This is a genomic window from Trichococcus sp. (assembly GCF_049589555.1).
Classification (GTDB): Bacteria; Bacillota; Bacilli; order Lactobacillales; family Aerococcaceae; genus Trichococcus.
In genome coordinates this window covers 1-18,774 of record NZ_JBAWAZ010000006.1, presented here as the reverse complement: position 1 = coordinate 18,774, position 18,774 = coordinate 1, and the positions used below count along the sequence as shown (strand labels likewise).

The 18,774-nt window shown below is 49.2% G+C and carries 17 protein-coding genes and 1 other annotated feature; of the genes, 1 reads left to right on the top strand and 16 read right to left on the bottom strand.

Translation table 11 applies throughout. The features are described from left to right. Positions 1 to 21 precede the first annotated feature (21 nt). The 12 genes from WBV27_RS00170 to WBV27_RS00115 form a co-directional block, all read right to left on the bottom strand. On the bottom strand, positions 22 to 729 hold the full coding sequence (locus tag WBV27_RS00170) for a response regulator transcription factor (RefSeq protein ID WP_424198375.1): 708 nt from the start codon (positions 727 to 729) through the stop codon (positions 22 to 24). Continuing rightward, positions 719 to 3,448, bottom strand: coding sequence for a DUF4118 domain-containing protein (locus tag WBV27_RS00165; protein ID WP_424198373.1), 2,730 nt, complete (start codon positions 3,446 to 3,448; stop codon positions 719 to 721). Before WBV27_RS00165 ends, WBV27_RS00170 begins: the two co-directional genes overlap by 11 nt. 31 nt (positions 3,449 to 3,479) lie before the next feature. Continuing rightward, a complete protein-coding gene (gene kdpC, locus WBV27_RS00160; RefSeq protein WP_424198371.1) occupies positions 3,480 to 4,037 on the bottom strand; it encodes a K(+)-transporting ATPase subunit C in 558 nt (185 codons plus the stop codon). Between the two features lie 9 nt (positions 4,038 to 4,046). Beyond that, positions 4,047 to 6,104: a potassium-transporting ATPase subunit KdpB gene (gene kdpB / locus WBV27_RS00155; protein WP_424198369.1), complete on the bottom strand. Its 2,058-nt coding sequence runs from the start codon at positions 6,102 to 6,104 to the stop codon at positions 4,047 to 4,049. A 21-nt stretch (positions 6,105 to 6,125) separates the two neighbouring features. Further along, positions 6,126 to 7,811 (bottom strand): potassium-transporting ATPase subunit KdpA, encoded by a 1,686-nt coding sequence (gene kdpA / locus WBV27_RS00150; protein ID WP_424198366.1) that lies wholly within the window; start codon positions 7,809 to 7,811, stop codon positions 6,126 to 6,128. A 258-nt stretch (positions 7,812 to 8,069) separates the two neighbouring features. Further along, positions 8,070 to 8,825: a class I SAM-dependent methyltransferase gene (locus WBV27_RS00145; protein ID WP_424198364.1), complete on the bottom strand. Its 756-nt coding sequence runs from the start codon at positions 8,823 to 8,825 to the stop codon at positions 8,070 to 8,072. Between the two features lie 47 nt (positions 8,826 to 8,872). Then, on the bottom strand, positions 8,873 to 9,511 hold the full coding sequence (locus tag WBV27_RS00140; RefSeq protein WP_424198362.1) for an NAD(P)-dependent oxidoreductase: 639 nt from the start codon (positions 9,509 to 9,511) through the stop codon (positions 8,873 to 8,875). Positions 9,512 to 9,685: 174 nt separating this feature from the next. After that, on the bottom strand, positions 9,686 to 11,086 hold the full coding sequence (locus WBV27_RS00135; protein WP_424198360.1) for an MATE family efflux transporter: 1,401 nt from the start codon (positions 11,084 to 11,086) through the stop codon (positions 9,686 to 9,688). Between the two features lie 75 nt (positions 11,087 to 11,161). Next, entirely contained in the window at positions 11,162 to 11,638 is a 477-nt protein-coding gene (locus tag WBV27_RS00130; protein ID WP_424198358.1) for a GyrI-like domain-containing protein, read from the bottom strand. A gap of 378 nt (positions 11,639 to 12,016) precedes the next feature. Then, on the bottom strand, positions 12,017 to 13,714 hold the full coding sequence (gene argS, locus WBV27_RS00125; protein WP_424198356.1) for an arginine--tRNA ligase: 1,698 nt from the start codon (positions 13,712 to 13,714) through the stop codon (positions 12,017 to 12,019). A gap of 121 nt (positions 13,715 to 13,835) precedes the next feature. Next, positions 13,836 to 14,107 (bottom strand) — a binding site (T-box leader). Positions 14,108 to 14,169: 62 nt separating this feature from the next. Continuing rightward, positions 14,170 to 14,781, bottom strand: a complete 612-nt coding sequence (locus tag WBV27_RS00120; protein WP_424198354.1) for a GNAT family N-acetyltransferase — start codon at positions 14,779 to 14,781, stop codon at positions 14,170 to 14,172. 48 nt (positions 14,782 to 14,829) lie between these two features. Further along, positions 14,830 to 15,588: an alpha/beta hydrolase gene (locus tag WBV27_RS00115; RefSeq protein WP_424198352.1), complete on the bottom strand. Its 759-nt coding sequence runs from the start codon at positions 15,586 to 15,588 to the stop codon at positions 14,830 to 14,832. 106 nt (positions 15,589 to 15,694) lie between these two features. Here WBV27_RS00115 and WBV27_RS00110 point away from each other — a divergent pair, with 106 nt between their 5' ends. Next, positions 15,695 to 16,351 (top strand): DNA alkylation repair protein, encoded by a 657-nt coding sequence (locus WBV27_RS00110; protein WP_424198350.1) that lies wholly within the window; start codon positions 15,695 to 15,697, stop codon positions 16,349 to 16,351. Positions 16,352 to 16,363: 12 nt separating this feature from the next. On the opposite strand, the gene WBV27_RS00105 is transcribed toward WBV27_RS00110, so the two are convergent. From WBV27_RS00105 to WBV27_RS00090, 4 genes are all read right to left on the bottom strand, one after another. After that, positions 16,364 to 16,900 (bottom strand): dihydrofolate reductase family protein, encoded by a 537-nt coding sequence (locus WBV27_RS00105; protein WP_424198348.1) that lies wholly within the window; start codon positions 16,898 to 16,900, stop codon positions 16,364 to 16,366. Positions 16,901 to 17,088: 188 nt separating this feature from the next. Next, positions 17,089 to 17,373, bottom strand: a complete 285-nt coding sequence (locus WBV27_RS00100; RefSeq protein WP_424198377.1) for a barstar family protein — start codon at positions 17,371 to 17,373, stop codon at positions 17,089 to 17,091. Between the two features lie 6 nt (positions 17,374 to 17,379). Further along, positions 17,380 to 17,952, bottom strand: coding sequence for a ribonuclease domain-containing protein (locus WBV27_RS00095; RefSeq protein WP_424198346.1), 573 nt, complete (start codon positions 17,950 to 17,952; stop codon positions 17,380 to 17,382). Between the two features lie 69 nt (positions 17,953 to 18,021). Next, the gene (locus WBV27_RS00090) at positions 18,022 to 18,546 is read right to left on the bottom strand and encodes an SOUL family heme-binding protein (protein WP_424198344.1); all 525 of its coding nucleotides are present in this window, start codon (positions 18,544 to 18,546) and stop codon (positions 18,022 to 18,024) included. Positions 18,547 to 18,774 lie beyond the last annotated feature (228 nt).

The following is an 18,774-nucleotide window of genomic DNA, read 5'->3' as shown; positions in this document are numbered from 1 at the left end:
CTCTTGAGGGCGTATCTTTTCTTATTCTTCAAGTTCTTCGACCATACGGTAACCTACTCCGATTTCAGTCAGGATATATTCCGGTTCCGCTTGATTTTTTTCTATTTTTCGGCGGATATTGGCCATGTTGACCCGCAAGGTCCGGTTCTCATCCATATAAGGTCCCCAGACCGCCTTCGTGATGAAGTCATGCGTCAGTACCCTTCCCGCATACTGCGACAACAGGACAACGATTTTGTATTCGTTTGGAGTCAAATGGACCTCTTTCTTCCTGACGGTCACTTTCCTCTTTTCATAATCAATCGTTAATTCTCCGACACTGAAACTACCCTCCGGCAATGCCGAAGTATTCACCTGGTGCTGGCTATGCCGCAAGGAAGTACGGATGCGCGCCAACAATTCAGAAGTGCTGAATGGTTTGGTGACATAGTCATCCGCACCGCAATCCAGCGCCTCCACTTTTTCCCGTTCGTTCCCGCGCGCGGATACAACCATGACGGGCACAGCGGAGAAGGTACGGATTTTTTTCAGGACCTCTATCCCATCCACATCCGGCAAGCCCAGATCCAACAGAATCAAGTCCGGATTGTAGGATGTCATCAACGTCATCCCTTCCTTGCCGCTCGCCGCTTTCAGGACGGTATAATCATTCGAAAGCAGGATGGCGGTCAAAAAGTCGGTAATGTGCTGCTCATCCTCGATCAAAAGTATCGTAAGTTTATTTTTCATGCCCTTCTCCTTCTGTCAGCGGCAGTGTGAATTCGAAAACAGCACCACCTTCAAGACGGTTTACTCCCTTCATCTTCCCGCCATGCGCCTGAACAATCGTCATACAGATGGACAGGCCGATTCCCATCCCTCTGGATGAATCTGAACTTTTTTGGTTTGCTCCCGTTTTCGCTTCAAACAGGAAAGGAAATTGTTCATCCGAAATCCCTTCTCCGTAATCGACTACGGCAAAGACTGCCTCATCTTTCTTTTCATGCAAATAAAGATCGATGACAGAATCATCCGGGGAATGTGTAATGGCGTTCTCCATCAGATTGATCAGTACCTGCATGATCAATGTGGCATCCATAGGCACAAACAGTGCCTTTTCGGGAATGCTGACTCTGAACTTGCGGTTCGGGAACCTCTTCTTGATTCGGCTGAGCGCATCGGAAATCACCTCTTCAGCAATCTCATCCGTTTTGTTGACGGACACGGAACCTTCTTGAATACGGGTAACTGACAGAAGGTTTTCCACAAGCCGAATCAGCCATTGTGCTTCGCTCTGGATCGAAGACAGCAACTTATGCTGCGTCTCTTTGTCGAAACTTTCTTCGTTTTCCAGTATGGCGGAGCTTGCCCCAAAAATCCCTGTCAATGGCGTCCGCAAATCGTGGGAAATGGAACGGAGCAAATTACTTCTCATCTTTTCCCTTTCATTTTCCACAATCGTTTCCCTTTGTTGATCGGACAACTGTTGGCGTTCAATAGCCAAGGCTATCAGCGAAGATATCATCTGGAGTGTCGACCGGCTCTCATGGTTCACTACGCCTTCTTTGGAGCCGATGCCGACTACGCCCAGCACTTTCCCTTCGGATGCAATCGGCATGTAAAAGCCATCCGCCCCGCTCAGTGTATCTGTACCTGATCCGGCAATCTTGTTGTTCAAAAACACCCAATTGGCGACCGCTTCTTCATCCCGGGTAAGCAGGTAGTCCGCCTCTGCCTTGTTTGAGCTGCTGACTGAGGCTATCGGGATACCTTCCTTTTCGTCGAGGGCATAAAAAACAACCGGGCGATTGAACGAACGGCTGATATAGTCATTCACAATGGCTACGATACTGTCATGGCCCCGCGTTCTCAGCAACTGTCTGTTGATATCATACAGGACCTGCAGACGCTGCTCCCGCTCCACTATCAGACTGGCCTGGATCCGCGAACTCGTGATGAGGCTTGAAGTGATCAAAGCGATGATCAATAATATCAAAAAAGTGACCAGATAAGATGGATCATCGGTTTTAAAATGGAAAATCGGATCTACGAAAAGGGTATCGAACAAAAGCACACTGACAACGGAAGCAACAATTCCATAAGCATAGCCATCTGTCGCCCGCGAAGTCAAGATGACCGCAAGCAGATAAATCATTGCCAAATTATGCTGTTCTACTCCCCAGGATTTCAACAGATAAGAAATTACAGTTGTCACAAATAAGATGCCCAACATCTTGCCCGTCTGTGTGCTGGACATTGTCCACCAACTCAACCATCGCTTGAATGGAAAGCTGCGGAGTGCCGTCCCTTGGGAACCATCTGGGTCGTTGTTGGAAAGGATATGAATCTCGCTTTTGTCCAGCAAGGAGATGAGTCTGTCCTCAAAATCATGTTCCCATAAACTGCGGAAGCCTTTTTTCTTTTTGCTTTTTCCGATGACGATGTTCGTAATCCCCGACATATTCGCAAATTCCGCCAATGCTTCAGCAACGTCATTCCCATGCAAAATCAATGTTCTGGCACCCAACTTGTCCGCCAGCTTCATATTTTCCTCTAAGTCATCCTGCTGTTGCGGAGACAGCCTGCTCTCGTCTCCGGTCGCAACATGGACGGCTGTCCATTTGCAATGAAAAGCCTCTGCCGTTCGTGCCGCCCAACGGATATTTTGCGCAGAAAAAGGCGATGCGGTGACACATGCCAAAATGTTTTCGTTCACTTGCTTATCCAAGGAACCAGCAGTCGCCTGCTGATCGGCGCTGATTCGGTCAGCCAACTTGCGCATGGCGATTTCACGCAGCAGGCGCAGATTTTCTTTCGTGAAAAAATTCTGTTGGGCCAGCTTCACCTTGTCTTCCCGATAGATTTTGCCTTCCTTCAACCGTTGGATCAGTTCTTCGGAATCGATATCGATCAGCTCGATGCTGTCTGCCCTTTCAAAAATATAGTCAGGGATTGTTTCATTCACGATTACATTGGTGATTTGAGCCACCACATCCTTCAGGCTCTCGATGTGCTGGACATTTACTGTCGTATAAACATCGATGCCAGCCATCAGCAGTTCCTCGACATCCTGATATCTTTTTTTGTTCCGGACACCGATTGCATTCGTATGCGCCAATTCGTCGACCAGAATCAACTCCGGATTCCGTTTCAACGCGGCATCCAAATCAAACTCTTGCAGTTTGATGTTCTTGTAGTTGATTTGCTGAGGCGCAATGACCGGCAAACCCGGCAAAAGGAGATTCGTCTCAGGACGAGTGTGCGGTTCGACGTATCCGACGACGATATCCACACCTGCAGCCAGTTGATCATGGGCTTCTTCCAGCATCGCGTAGGTCTTCCCTACTCCAGCCGCATAGCCAAAAAATATCTTCAGTTTGCCGAAATTTTGGCTGTCCCGTTCTTCAGTTTGCTTGATCATTTTCAATAACTGCTCCGGATCAGGGCGCACATCCTCCTGTCTTCTCATTGCCATCCTCACTTTTCTGTATTATTGATTCTTATTCCGCGGCGGATGCTTCATCCAGTGCTAAATTCACTTCCAGTACATTCACTGCAGGTTCGCCGAAAACAAACAAAGCCCGTCCGGACGTCTTTTCATCGATGATGGTTTGTACCCGTTCTGGATCCATTCCACGTTCCGCAGCTATACGCTCCACTTGGTAAGCGGCTGCCTCCGGTGAAATATGCGGATCGACACCACTTGCTGATGCCGTCACTAGCTCCATCGGGATATCTGCTTCATTCAAAGGATTCAACTCTTTCCAAAAGTCGATTCTTTCCGCAACTGCTGCCGCCTGCTCCCCACCTGAAGGGGATGCGTTGCTGACGGTCTGAGGACGTCCGATCAGATATTGCGGTTCCGTAAATGCTTGCCCCAGCAAGCTGGAACCCACAAGTGCTTCTGAATCCTCCTGTGTTTCTATGGTTATCATACTACCATTCGCTTTGTCTTGAAAGAGCAACTGTGAGTTCCCCGTTACAGCGGCTGGATACAAAATCCCGCAGATGACGGTGAAGACAGCCAGCACTCGGATGCTTGTACTAAATTTCTTCATGATTTCCTCCTATACTAATCCGAACAATGTGATGATTAAATCGATCAGTTTGATCGCGATGAACGGTGCCACCAGGCCGCCTAGCCCATAGATCAAGATGTTGCGCTTCAGCAGCTTTCCGGCAGGTATTTCTTTGTATGGCACCCCTCTTAACGACAACGGGATCAAGAAAATGATGATCAGCGCATTGTAGATGATCGCAGACAGGATAGCGCTGTTTGTGCTGGTGATGTTCATGAAGTTCAGCACGCCCAACTCCGGGTAAATGCTCAGGAACAGCACCGGGATGATGGCGAAGTATTTCGCAACGTCATTTGCGATGCTGAACGTGAACAAAGCTCCGCGTGTCATCAACAATTGCTTCCCGATACGGACAATTTCGATCAACTTGGTCGGGCTTGAATCCAGATCGATCATGTTTCCGGCTTCTTTGGCTGCCTGCGTCCCGGAATTCATCGCCACGGCCACATCGGCTTGCGCCAGTGCGGGGGCATCATTGGTGCCGTCGCCCGTCATGGCCACCAGATGGCCTTCCCGCTGATATTCGCGGATCAGGTTCATCTTATCTTCAGGTGTCGCTTCCGCCAAAAAATCATCCACTCCTGCTTCGGCTGCAATCGCCGCAGCGGTCATCGGGTTGTCACCAGTGATCATGATAGTCTTTATGCCCATGCTGCGCAAATTATGAAATTGCTCCTTCACGCCGTTCTTCACGATGTCCTTCAAGTAGATGACGCCCATAACTTTATAGTTCTTCGCTACCACAAGCGGTGTCCCACCTTTTGTGGCGACTTCCCTGACGATGGCGTCACACTCTTCGGGGAAGGATTCGCCGTGATCGAGCACATAGGTCTTGACGGTATCGGCTGCTCCCTTGCGTATTTCATTCCCTTGGTAATCGATTCCGCTCATCCTCGTCTTCGCGCTGAATTCGATGAATTCTGCCTGCAGCGCGCCCAGATTGCGGCCGCGGATATTGAACTTTTCTTTCGCCAAAACGACGATGGATCTGCCTTCCGCAGTTTCATCCGCCAGTGACGACAGCTGCGCAGCATCCGCCAAGTCCTCGATGCTGACGCCGGCAACCGGATAGAATTCAGCGGCTTGGCGGTTACCCAAGGTGATGGTTCCGGTCTTATCCAGCAGCAAGACATCGACATCCCCAGCAGCCTCTATGGCGCGGCCGCTCATCGCCAGTACATTCGCTTGATTCAAACGGCTCATCCCGGCGATACCGATCGAGGACAGCAGCGCACCGATCGTCGTCGGAGCCAAACAGACAAGCAAAGCGATGATGTTCGTGATCGTAATGGCATTCCCTTGACCAGTTTGCTGAGCTGAAAAGGCGGTGAACGGAAAGAGCGTGCCGCTCACAACCAAGAAAATGATCGTCAGTGTGACCAGAATGATCTGCAGCGCAACCTCGTTCGGCGTCTTCTTGCGCGAGGACCCTTCAACCATTGCAATCATCTTATCCAGGAAACTTTCCCCTGCCTCCGCAGTCACTGTAATGACCAGCCAGTCGGACAAGACGGTTGTCCCGCCTGTCACGGCGCTTCTGTCGCCGCCGGATTCCCGAATGACTGGCGCGGATTCGCCAGTAATGGCACTCTCATCAACGGATGCGGCCCCATCAACGACATCTCCGTCCATCGGTATTTGCCCGTTGGCTTCCACGAAGACCAAATCGCCTTTCTTCAGGCTGCTCGAGATGACCCACTCAAATGTGTCATGGTCTTCCTTCGTCAATAACCTTTTCGCTTGGACATCGGAGCGGGCGCTGCGGAGCGTATCCGCTTGGGCGCGGCCGCGTCCTTCGGCAATCGCCTCCGCAAAATTCCCGAAGAGCACAGTAAACCACAGTATCAGCGTGATGATGAACGTGTAACCAGAAGACTCATCCTTTGTTCCCGTCAACGACAGGAAAAACAGGATGGTCGTAAAGATGGCACCCAAGTAAACGACCAACATGACCGGATTGCGCACTTGTATTTTCGGTGATAGCTTCTTGAATGACTGTTTGACCGCATCCAGCAATATATCTTTTGATATGGCATTATTTTCCATTTTTTTAGTTTCCCCTCATCGTTATCGTGTGGCAAAAAAATCTGCAATCGGACCTAGCGTCAATGCCGGCAAGTAGCTCAGCGCCCCAATGATAAGGATGACACCCAACAGGAACGCCGTGAACAGGCCATCGCTTGTGGAAAGCGTGCCTTCGGTTACAGCGACCTGTTTCTTCCCGGCAAAATTCCCGGCTAAATAGATGGCTGCAATCATCGGCACGAAGCGCGCAATCACCATGATGCCTGCACCCACCAAATTGGTGAATAACGTATCCGACTCGAAGCCTGCAAAGCTGCTCCCGTTATTGTTGGCTAGTGAGGTGTAATTATAGAGCGCTTCTGTAAAGCCGTGCGCACCAGAAGTGTTGAGCCACTCAGTGATCATCGGCAGCATAATGGCGACAGCCGTGCCGATCAAACTCAAAAGTGAAGGCGTCAAGATGATGACGCTGGCCATCTTCATATCGAATGGTTCGACTTTCTTGCCCAGATATTCCGGCGTCCGTCCTACCATCAATCCCGCTATGAATACAGTCAGCAACACAAAGGCCAGCATCCCATAGATACCCGAGCCGATGCCGCCGAAGACGATTTCGCCTAACTGCATCAAGAACAAGGGCGCTAAGCTACCCAATGCGGTATAGCTGGACAAGCTGGAATTGGTCGCTCCCGTAGAAGTCGCCGTGGTTGCTGCAGTCCACAGCGCCGATCCGCCAATTCCATGGATCACTTCTTTCCCTTCCATGTTTCCGCTAGCCTGCACGCCTTCAAAGATTGGTCCCAATGACCATTCACTGTAGGTCACCAAAGCCAGCAAACCTACGAATAATGCCGCCATTGTGATGAAAAGGGCCCGTGCATGCATTCTGTCCTTCACGGCTTTTCCGAAAGTGAAGAGCAAGGATACCGGAATCAGCAAGATGGCAAGCAGCTGCAGTACATTCGATAAGGCTGTCGGATTTTCCAAAGGATAGGCTGCATTCGTTCCGAAGAAACCTCCCCCATTTGTCCCCAGTACCTTAATGGCTGCTTGACTCGCTACCGGCCCTAAAGAAATAGAGAACAGCTCTCCGGATTCTAAAGCGGCTGCTTGTTGTGCGCCTTGAAAAGTTTGGATGACGCCCTGCGATGCAAGTATAACAGCCAAGACGGTAGCCAACGGCAGCAGGATGTACAGGACGGCCCGCGTCAAATCCTTCCAGAAATTACCGATTGCTTCGCTTTCCTTTAAGACCAAGCCACGGATCACTGCAAAAAGAACAGCAAGTCCGACAGCTGCAGAAAGGAAATTCTGCACCGTCAACCCCAGCATCTGCGACAGATAGGACAAACTCACTTCCCCGGCGTAGGCTTGCCAGTTCGTATTGGTGATGAAACTGGCTGCAGTGTTCAGCGCTAAGTCCCAGGACATCCCGGCTTTCCCTTCCGGATTCAACGGCAGGAAGCCTTGGAGCATCAAGAGCATCCATAAACCGACAAACCCAGCTAGCGAAAATTGGACGACTGCAAGGGCATATGCCTTCGCATCCATCTGTTCTTCTTCATCGACCCCGATGAGCCGGTATACAGCCTGTTCCATCGGCGCAAGGATCCGCGTCAGCAGCATTTTTTCCCCTGCCATCACTTTATAGATTTCATTTCCGACAACAGATGCAAGCAGCACCAACAGTACGAAGAAAACAACATATTGCACAACTATGAAACTCATAAGTCTTCACCCCTAAACAAGACATAAAATAAATACAGCAATAAGCTCACTCCCAATAAACAGGCAAAGATGGACACAATACCCACTATTCCCACTCCCAACTTTCAATTCTTAAGTTCTTTACTATGTCAATCATACTGCCAAAGCGTGTTAAGAAAGTGCTAAGGAAATGGACGGCGGTGTTAAGATTGCATATAGATGACGGTTTCATTCCAAAAAAAAGATTCCCTCTTTCGAAGGAATCCATTTCTGATCTTACTATTTTGTTTCCCATTTCTGCATGATGTAGAAAACGTAGTTGTAGTACGCACTGTATTTTTCGAAATGTTTCATTTCCTGACGATTCTCCTCCACCAAAGCTTTCGCATCCTCGCTATGGCCGTGCCTTTCCAGGAATGCCGCTTCATTGGCCTCGTAATAATGGTAGTAGTGGCTCGTCCAGTCCGATTCGGGCAGGACAAAATGCGCCACCGGAATGTAGCCGGCCTCCTCGATCTGGGCGGTCTTTTCAGCGATCGTCCCCATTTCCGGATAGACTTCGGTCCAATACTTGTCCACAATCTGCGGACGTTCCGGCGTCAACCAGGAAATTTCCGAAACGACCAAGTAACCGTCTTTTTTCAGCAACGGACGCCATTCCCGGATGCCTCTGGAAAAGCCGATGTTGTAGATGGCGCCTTCCGCCCAGATGACGTCCAAAGATTCCGGTGCAAAAGCCAGATGTTCCATATCCATTTCCTTGACCGTCAAGCGGTTCGTGATGCCTTGCTGCAGGATTTTGTGCTTGAGTATGCTCAAAAATTCTTTGCTGCTGTCGACCGCAGTGATGTGGGCCGGCGTCTGTTCGCTCAGCACCATGGTCTGTGCGCCGGTTCCGCAGCCTACATCCAGAAGTTGCGCTTGTGGGGTCAATTGCGGCAGAAACTGCAGCGCTTTGATGGTGCTCTGTTGGCTGCCGGGACCTTGGCGTGGGTTATTTTTGTGAAAATCGATGATCAAATCCAATGTTTCCATAAGTTCCCCTCCTGATCTTCGTACTCCGTGGCTGTCAGCGACAAGGCTTACTGCCTTTCGCCGACGACTGTGTAGCGTTGTCTTAGGTGCCGTTTCCTTTCGATTTCATCCACAAGCGCGATCGCATAATCCGCGTAACTGATGTAACTTTCACCCTCACTGTTCAGCAGCAGTGTTTCTGCACCTTCCGCGTATTGTCCAGTCCGGTTGCCGTTCGGGTCAAAATAAGCGGATGGCGAAAGATAGGTCCAATTCACATTGCTTTCCTTCAGTATATTGAGCGCTTTGGCCATGTTCGTTGCAGTGGGTTTGTAGGCTTCGGGAAAATTGGCCGTTTCCATAACGCGGATTGTCTTTCCCGGATCGGCGTAAAGGCTGCCGGCGCCGCCTACAACAATCAAACGCGTTTCCGGCAGGTGCTCCAATTCATCGATCAATGACTGGAGCGAGGTGACGTGTTCCTCTTCCATCCCCTCCGGCGCATTGAACGCATCCACGATTACATCGAACCCTTCCAGATCCTCCACCTGCACATCGAAAATATCCCGCTCGATAATGGTTATTTGTTTGTCCGCAAGCTTGGCAGGATTCCGGATGATGGCGGTCACCTCGTGTCCCCGGGCATGCGCTTCCTCCAAAATCAGCCTGCCCTGTCTGCCTGTCGCTCCGATGATTCCGATCTTCACTGAAATCCCTCCATTCTGGTTTCAAACGTCCTTCTGTCTCCTTCATTTTAGGATTCCGCGGATTAAAAGTAAAGCCGGACACTTATCCGAATCCGAAAACACCCCTTCATGCGAATCCACTAAAAAAAGCCTTGCAGAACCACTATACGGCTCTGCAAGACTTCGTTTTTCTGATTATTCTGGAACAGCGTCCCCAATCGTATGCGGATAGATGTTCGCGATGACTTCTTTGTCGATTTTCTTGTTGAAATAGATGCTCATGACCAACGCGAAGACTTCCGCGATCGGAAATGCCCACCAGACAAACGCAACGTTCCCCATCAAGGAAAGCAAATACGCTGCCGGCAGCAGCACCACTACCTGACGGATCATGGAAACCCAAAGGCTCAGGCCGCCTCTTCCGAAGGCTTGGAACACAGAACCCGAAACGATGTTATAGCCTGCAGCTACATAGCAGAGACTGATGATCCGCAAAGCCGGGATACCGATTTCCAGCATTTCATCGGATGCGTTGAACAATTGCAGAAGTGTGCCGGGAATCAGCAAGAAAATGGCAGCGCCGATGAACATGATTGCCATCGCATATTTTTTCGACAAGCTGATGGTCTCCTTGATCCGTTCTTTTTGGTCGGCACCGTAGTTATAGGCGATGATCGGAACCATTCCGTTGTTCAGGCCGAAAACCGGCATGAAGATGAAACTCTGGAGCTTGAAGTAGACACCGAAGACAGCGGTCGCAGTCGGTGTGAAACGGATCAGGATATTGTTCAGGCTCAAGTTCAGGAAGGAGCCGACAGCTTGCATCAGAATTGAAGGGCCGCCGATGGAATAGATTTTTTTGATCGTATGCATATCCGGGCGGAACCCTTTAAACGATAAGCTGATTTCCTTATTGAAGCGAACATTGAAAAAGAACGCCAGCGAAGCCGCGACTATCTGTCCGATGACGGTTGCGATCGCAGCGCCTCTTGTGCCCATCGCCGGAACACCGAACCAGCCGAAGATGAAGATTGGATCGAGGATGATGTTCAGGATCGCGCCTGTCGCTTGGGTCGCCATCGTGAACAAGGTTCTGCCGGTGGATTGCAGCAAGCGTTCCATGCTGACTTGCATAAATATTCCGATCGAGAAAACGCAGATGACTTGCAGATAATCGATTCCGTAGGCGATGATTTCCGCATCCTTCGTTTGGAATGAAAAATAAAGCGGGATGAAGAACAGGCCCAACGCCAGGAACAGAAGGAAATGCACAGCATTCAGGAAAATGCCGTTATCTGCCGTGCTGTTTGCCGCCTCGTAATTCTTTTCCCCAAGGCGTCTGGAAACCAAGGCATTGATCCCGACTCCGGTCCCGACCGCCAGAGCAATCATCAAGTTCTGCACCGGGAAGGCCAAGGATACGGCAGTCAGGGCTTTTTCGCTGATTTGGGCCACAAAGATGCTGTCGACGACATTATATAAAGCCTGCACCACCATGGAAATCATCATCGGCACAGACATCGATATCAGTAATTTGTTGACGGGCATGACACCCATCTTGTTTTCCGCCATCGCTGGCTGTTTGTTTTGTTGCATATTGTTTCCTTTCCAAAAAAGTGGAGCCGTCTATTCGACGGCTCGCCTTTTTGTAGCTATAATTTTTTTCAATTCTTATGATTCATCTGCCTCTTGAATAGGCAATTCGATTTTGGTCAAGTATTCCTGCGGCGTGAAGCCTTCACCGTTGTAGTAGGTTTCATAGGAGATGCCGTTCGTTTCGAAATCATGGAATTCCAACCACTTATCCATTTCCTGATAAATTTTCGGGATTTCATTGTAAGGGCCGATGTTCAGACAGGATATCCGTTTCCCTGCCGGAATGGTGGACATGCGGATATCATCCTGCTCAGGTAACATTTTTACGATCGGATAGCCGACTTCGATTTCGACGTTTTGCTTCGTGAATGAGTAATAGATCGTCAAACAGGGACCCGCAGGCAGTTCTTCCAACAAATTCAGATAGGTCAGGATTTTTTCGCGGCAGTCCTCTATCTTCGTCTGCATATTTTTTAGCGTCGTTTCCGTTTTGATGGAAATGATGCGCTGCTCGGGCTGATTGGTCAATGTGATGTCTGAAATTCTTCCCATTTTACACTACCCCTTCTATCAAGGCTTGCGATGCACCGACTTTGAAAACTTCAATATAAGGATAGCATACTTTTCAGAAAAAAACCCACTTGGTGCATCAGGTGTCGAAAAGCCGCCTTATTTCCGGCTGTTTCCAACGAATGAAAGAGTATTTTGTGGAACAAATCAAAAAGCCCAAAACTATGTGCATAATTTTAGGCTTTTTGAGTTTTAGCTTATCCTACGCAAACGCGTTCTGAATCCCGGTAATCTCATTCCATTTAGTCGAACTCTGAATTGCAGGGGGTTCCGCCTAAGCTGACATTACGTCACGGCCAAAAAGCGGCCGTTCTCGTAATGTCCTCTTAGTGCTCACCCCCTACCGCAATTCATCGTATCCTACATTTTTTCTGGGGATTGGACTCCTAGGAGTCTTAGGCCTTCTTGCAGGACTGTGGCTACGGACTGCACAAGCGCCAGACGGGCGTTGCGTTTGTCGTCTTCAACCAGCACTTTTGTGTTGCCGTAGTATTTATTGAATGCTTGGGACAAGTGGATCGTGTATTTCGCGATCACGGATGGCTCGAATTTTTCGTAAGCTTGCTGGATGATTTCAGGGAAGCTGTTCAACAGTTTCACGACTTCCCATGCGTAAGCGTCATCCAAACCAAGATCAGCCGCTTCGGTAGTATCCAGTTCAACTGCCGCTTTGCGCAGGATGCTCAAGCCGCGTGCATTTGTATATTGGACATAAGGGCCTGTTTCGCCTTCGAATTGCACGACTTCCTCCAAATCGAAGTCGAAATTGTTCAGACGGTCATTTTTCAGGTCATGGAATACGACAGCACCGACGCCGACTGCTTTGGCGACTGCTTCCTTGTCTTCCAATGTCGGATTCTTCTCGTTGATCTGTTTCAAAGAAAGTTCGGTCGCTTCGTTCAGTACTTCCTCAAGCAGGATGACTTTCCCTTGACGCGTCGACAGTTTCTTGCCGCCTTGTGTGATCAGGCCGAATGGGATATGGTGCATGTTTTCTGCCCAGTCGTAGCCAAGCTCTTTCAGAACGGCTTTCAGTTGTTTGAAGTGGTTGCTTTGTTCATTGCCGACTGCGTACAGGGACATCGCAAAATCATAATTGCGTTTGCGGTAGATCGCCGCAGCCAAGTCACGGGTGATGTACAGCGTTGCGCCGTCCGATTTCTTGATCAAGGCCGGATTCAGGTTGTATTTCTCCAGATCGACGATGGTTGCGCCGCGGTCTTGGGTCAGAATGCCGGCTTTGTCCAGCAGTTCGACTACTTCATCCATCTTGTCGTTGTAGAAAGCTTCGCCGTTGAAGGAATCGAAAGTGATCCCCAACATATCGTAGATTTTCATGAATTCCTGCAGCGATTCGGAACGGAACCACTCCCAAAGATGCAAAGCTTCTGCATCGCCATCTTCCAATTTCTTGAACCAAGCGCGGGCTTCGTCGTTCATGGTATCGTCTGATTCTGCTTCCGTGTGGAAACGGACATATAAAGTCAACAATTCATTGATCGGTTCAGCTTTGACTTTTTCTTCGTTGCCCCACAATTTGTAGGCCACGATCAGCTTGCCGAATTGCGTGCCCCAGTCGCCCAAGTGGTTGATTTTGATCGGATTGAAGCCGACTTTCTTCATGATGTTGGCCAAAGAGTTCCCGATTACCGTTGAACGCAAGTGACCCATCGAAATCGGTTTTGCGATATTCGGCGAGGACATATCGATAGGCACATTGCCGCCTTTTCCGATATCGGCTGTTCCGAATGCGTGCTTCTCGGCAGCAATTTCGTGCAGGACCGCATTCGTTACCGCTGCTTTTTCAAGGAAAAGATTGACATACGGGCCTACCGCTTCCACCTTTTCAATGTAAGGATGGTTCAGTTGGGCTGCCAAATCTCCGGCGATGGCTTGCGGTGCTTTGCGCAGTGCTTTCGCTAGTGCGAATGCCGGAAACGCGACGTCCCCGTGCTCAGTATATTTAGGTACTTCCAGCAATTGGTACACTTGATCGTAGGTTAAATGTTCCGGTACAAGCTTTTGAATCTCTTCAGCAACAATCTTTTTATAATCCATATTTTTCTGCTCCTTTATTATATGCCTCTGCCTATCCACATGATGAACGGATCATTTTCTCTCTCGTAGGTGTCGCAAATCTGCGATAACGATAAAAAAAGCCCCTATTCTGCCCTGGCAAAATAGAGACGAACATCCGTGGTACCACTCTAATTCGATAAAGCAATACAGATGGGCTCTGATTATTTTATCCTTTTGAACCGTTAACGGGGCTAAACCGAATGACGCTACTCACAAACGTCCTTTCCCAGATGTCCGATGAACAGGGGGATCACGTTTGTCTTCAAGTCATTTTCTCTGAAGTGCGTTTCCTTCTTCGCTCTATTGCGGGCTTCCACCTTCCCCGCTCGCTGTGAACATTGCTCGAAGTACTTTCTTCATCAATGAATGTGTTTACTATCTGTAATACTATATCAAAGCCGGCCCTGTTTGTCTAATTGATTTTTACTTCCCCATCATTCCGATGGATTCGGCAAATGCTTCGGGCGGCTCATCCAAATGCTTTCCGAGTAGTCCATGAAAATTTTTCCGATCCAGGATTTTTTGCGGTGCACTTCGCGGAAACCAATCCGTTCATAAACGCTTTGTGCCCGTCCGTTGCTGTCGACGACATCCAAGGCGAAAGTTCGGTAAGGTTCCGTTTCGATCAGTTTGAGCAGCATCTGGCCGGCAACACCCTGGCGACGATCGGCTTCATTGGTCGCCACGCACTCAAAATAGAGCGTCTCATCATCGATTGGCAAGGGATTTCCGTATTCTTTATGGAAGCTGAAATACCCGACATATCCCCAAACAAATCCGAAGTTGGCCAAGAAATCCTCTTTGTTTACTTCCATGGCACGGCGCTGGTTGGTCGAACAGCCCACCATCGCGACTGGGCGCTCCCCGTCCATCGCAACCCGGATCAGATCCTCCTGCAGCAATCTGCGGAATCCGCCAAGCAAGCGCTCGGTATCGCGATGCAGCGTCTTCATGTCCTTATAGTAGCTGGTCACGAAAATTTTTCTGACTTCCTCTTTTTGGGCTTCCGATAATTGGCTCATTTTCGCCATCGTTATTTCTGTCATAATTTTCTTCCCTTCATGCAAATCTCACTTATTATTTGATCCGCTGCATTATTGCTGGCGATTGTTTTCGATGAATGATGTGATTGCTTCAACCGTCTGCTGTTGCTGCTGAACGGTTGAAATAGTTGCTGTTCCATCGCCCTCCTGCAGTCCATAATCGCCGAATTGGGCATGATTGCCGCCATCCAGCACGATTTCCGTGTAGTCATCCGGAAGCTTCCCTTGCGCTTCGTCGTAGCTTTCACGGTTCAGTACTTCGTCTTTCGATCCATAGATGGAAAGAACCGGAAACGGCGCATCGATCAAATCACTGGCTGGATAGGATGCCAGGAAAATCAGGCCGGCTACTTCATCAGATTGGTCGGCCGCAAAACTGGAGGCCATGACGCCGCCCAAGGAATGCCCGGCGAGATACCAATCCTCAACCTCATTTTCCTGTTCCATGATCGCTTCTGCCGCGTCCGCATCAAAGACCGCCAAATGGAAAGGCATCTTGGCGACAACTACCAACAAGTCCGCTTCGGTCAAGCTGCGCAGCAAAGGCGCATAAGCTTCCGCTTCAACTTTTCCGCCTGGATAAAAGATGATGCCTTCCTCTGGGTTTTCCCCATTCGGCGCAAAGGTGATTGCGTCATCGGTTTCGGTGATGGTAACCGATCCATCCGACTGCAACGCCTCAATCGCATCCGCCGTTGCTTTGTAGTAGTCATTGACGTACCAAAAGAACGCACCTGCAGCGATCACTATAACTACAGCCAATCCGATCAGCCCTTTTCGTATCCAGCTGGGTTTTCTATTTTGTTCCATAATATCCTCCTTGGGATCATGATTGCACTTTCCCCGAAACTATTCTAAAGTAATCATGATGAGTGACTTATGAGTCGCATCCACCTAAGAAAGGCGGTCTAAAACAATGTGGTATGATGGCATTTTTGAATCTCTACTGGCGTTGCGCGATGAAGAACGCGCACCCCAGATGTCGGCTTATATGCGGAATCAATTCCCGTTCTTGGGTATCCCAACGGGTCCGCGGAAAGCAGCCTATAAAAAATTTCTTGCAACCGCAAAAAAAGAAAAAATCGTCGACTTCGATTTCGTCGACCAATGCTTTAAGCGGGATGAACGTGAGTTCCAGTATGCCGGCGTCGACTACCTTTTGGCGATTCAGGGTTACCTCGGTCCGGGAGACTTTCCTAAATTGAAGCAATACATCCAGACAAAATCCTGGTGGGATACCGTCGATGGCCTGGATGGGGTTGTCGGATCAATCGTCCAACGTTTCCCGGAATGCAAATCTGTCCTGCTGGAATGGAGCGTAGCGGATGACATCTGGCTGCGTCGCGTCGCCATCGACCATCAACTCGGCTTCAAAGAGAAGACGGATACCGCTTTATTGGAAGAAATCATCCAGAACAATCTTAACCAGAAGGAATTCTTCATCAACAAAGCCATCGGTTGGAGTCTGCGCGACTTCAGCAAAACGAATCCCGATTGGGTACGCACGTTCATTTCCGCACATAATGATGATCTGTCCAACCTGAGCATCAGGGAAGGCAGCAAATATGTCTGATTGGTAAATTTCTTATTTTTTGATTGGTTCGTAGGTGAGCTGAACCAAACCGGAATCAAAAGTGGTTGCTTCCACCAGTTTCAACGGTAGCTCTTCCATGCTCTCTTTGAACAACGGAATACCTTCACCAAGCAGAATCGGAATAATGGACACGGTGTAGCTGTCGATTAGCCCTTTTTTACGGAACAGGTCGATTGCTTCAGCCCCGCCATCGATAAAGATGTCTTTGCCGGGTTTGCTCCGGATCCGATCCAACAGCTCTTCTGCCGGTCCATTGTAAAAATGCACCTGACCATCAGGTGTGCGCTCGGTCCGGGTCAGAACGTAACAGTCCCGGCCTGCATGCGGGAAATCCCCGCCGAAAGACAGCACTTTTTCATAGGTCTTCCGGCCCATGATGACTGTGTCGATCGTTTCGATAAAAGCGGCATAACCGTAATCTTCATCATGCCTGGCGACACTGTCGAGCCAATCGATATTTCCGTCCGAATGCGCGATGTAACCATCCAGACTGGCTGCAATATAGACTCTGACTTTCCTTTTTTCCATTTGATCACCCCATTGACTTGTCTACCCCATACAGTCAACTATACGCTTGGTTGACAATCAAGGAAAGAATTTTTTGTTCGGAAATTGACAAAACCGCAAAAAAAGACGATTCTGTCCGAATCGTCTTTTTTGCGTGGACCGCGATTTTTAGGTTGACAATCCGGCATTGCCAAGCTCGTAGATCTTAATCAACTTGGGAGCGGATAAGTTAGGATCAAACGGATGGCGGAGTTAGCCGCAGCCGCTTCCCTGAAGAGGCGTAACAGTGATTCGCCATAACTGCCGAGTTGATTTTGCACGGTTTGCGGATCCCGCAGAATGATCATTTTCCCGGAAAAATCGGTCGTCAGACAATCCCACAAGGCATCGAGATTGTTGCCGTAATATTCGGGGAGGTGCAATTTCTTTTTCAGATAGGCATGCGTTGCTTTCCGGTCGGTCATCTTCCTGCCTTCCAAACGGATGATTTCCATCTTCAATCAATCCCCCTCCCCGTACAACTGCTTAAACGATTCGTAATGATCATCCGTGTAAAAAATCAGGCCATCATTCGAATATACGATGCGCTCCGCCCCTCGGAAGCCGCCTTCATAATCGATGTCGGCTTCGTAATAGCTCCTGCCCGATTTCTTAGGAAGCAGTCCCTCCCGATTGCCGAAGAAATCACCGCCGATCGACATTCCGTCAGTCACTTCCCACAAGTTCCCTTCGGCGTTATCCCAGCCCAGATCTTCGGCTTCTTCCTTCGTCAGAAAGTTGGGTGGCAGCTCATTGAACTCGTGAATATAGGCCGCAACTTCGTCTTTCGTGGAATAGGACTGCCCTTCCACGACACCGCTGCTGGTTATTATTTCAGCCGATTCCTGCGGCTCATTTTGTGGGCTAGCTTCTTGGGTGCCTTCTTCACTTGCTTGCGAACTGCTGGCGGCGATGCTGATCGAAGAATCGGGCGTTTGATCCTCGAAAAGCGAATCGACCCCATTGACCCATACGGCCAAAATGATCGCCAATAGTGCGAACAAGCCTTTCAGGCCGCTTTTTAAATTTTTCATCCATTAATCCCCTTTTTGCTGAGTGTGTTCCCCCGATACGATACAAAAGGAACACTGAATTGTCCAGTATTACTTGGTAGCCTCCTGATCCGTTGCGACCCGCACCATGATTTCATTATGCCGGAACATCGACGGCACGAATGGGGCGTTGAAGGACGCCAGCATATAGTTCGAAGCAGGATGGTACTTTTTCTGCTGGAGCCACTGCGTCAACTTCTCCAGCATGTCCCGTTCTTTGCGATCATTCGAATAACCGCCGTATTGGATGACCGCAAAAAGGCCGCTGGCGAATTTTTTGACGGTCAGCGCAGTACTGTTGGGTTTCGGAATATCCTCCCATTCCGCCTTCGGGACAACAAACGCCATCTTCGTTCGCTCGTCCGACAGTTCCTGGATCACCGGTACGGTCATGCTGATTTTTCGGTTGGACTGATTGTCTTTTGAAATGTAGCGGAACAAGGTGCCGAACCCGCTGTCCACATCCGGATCAGCGGCGTTGTCGTATTCCACGATATAGAAATCGCGGTATTCCCGTAATTCGAATGGCTCCTCCGACAGTAGCACTGTGTATTCAGGGCGTTCATATTTAGCCATGATTTCCCTTCCCCCATTCTGTACTCTATACCTGAATTTTACCATGATTTTCATTTTTTCCGCAAAGTTAGGCTGCTTGACTGGTTTGGGACTTGTGCTATCCCCAAACAACTGATATAAATATATTAAAGACAAATGAGAGCGTTATCACCTTTGGGGACGGGAGGCGGAAGCCGTGTTGAAAAGTTTTTCGTTGCAGGAAAAAAGTTGGATCATGTACGATTGGGC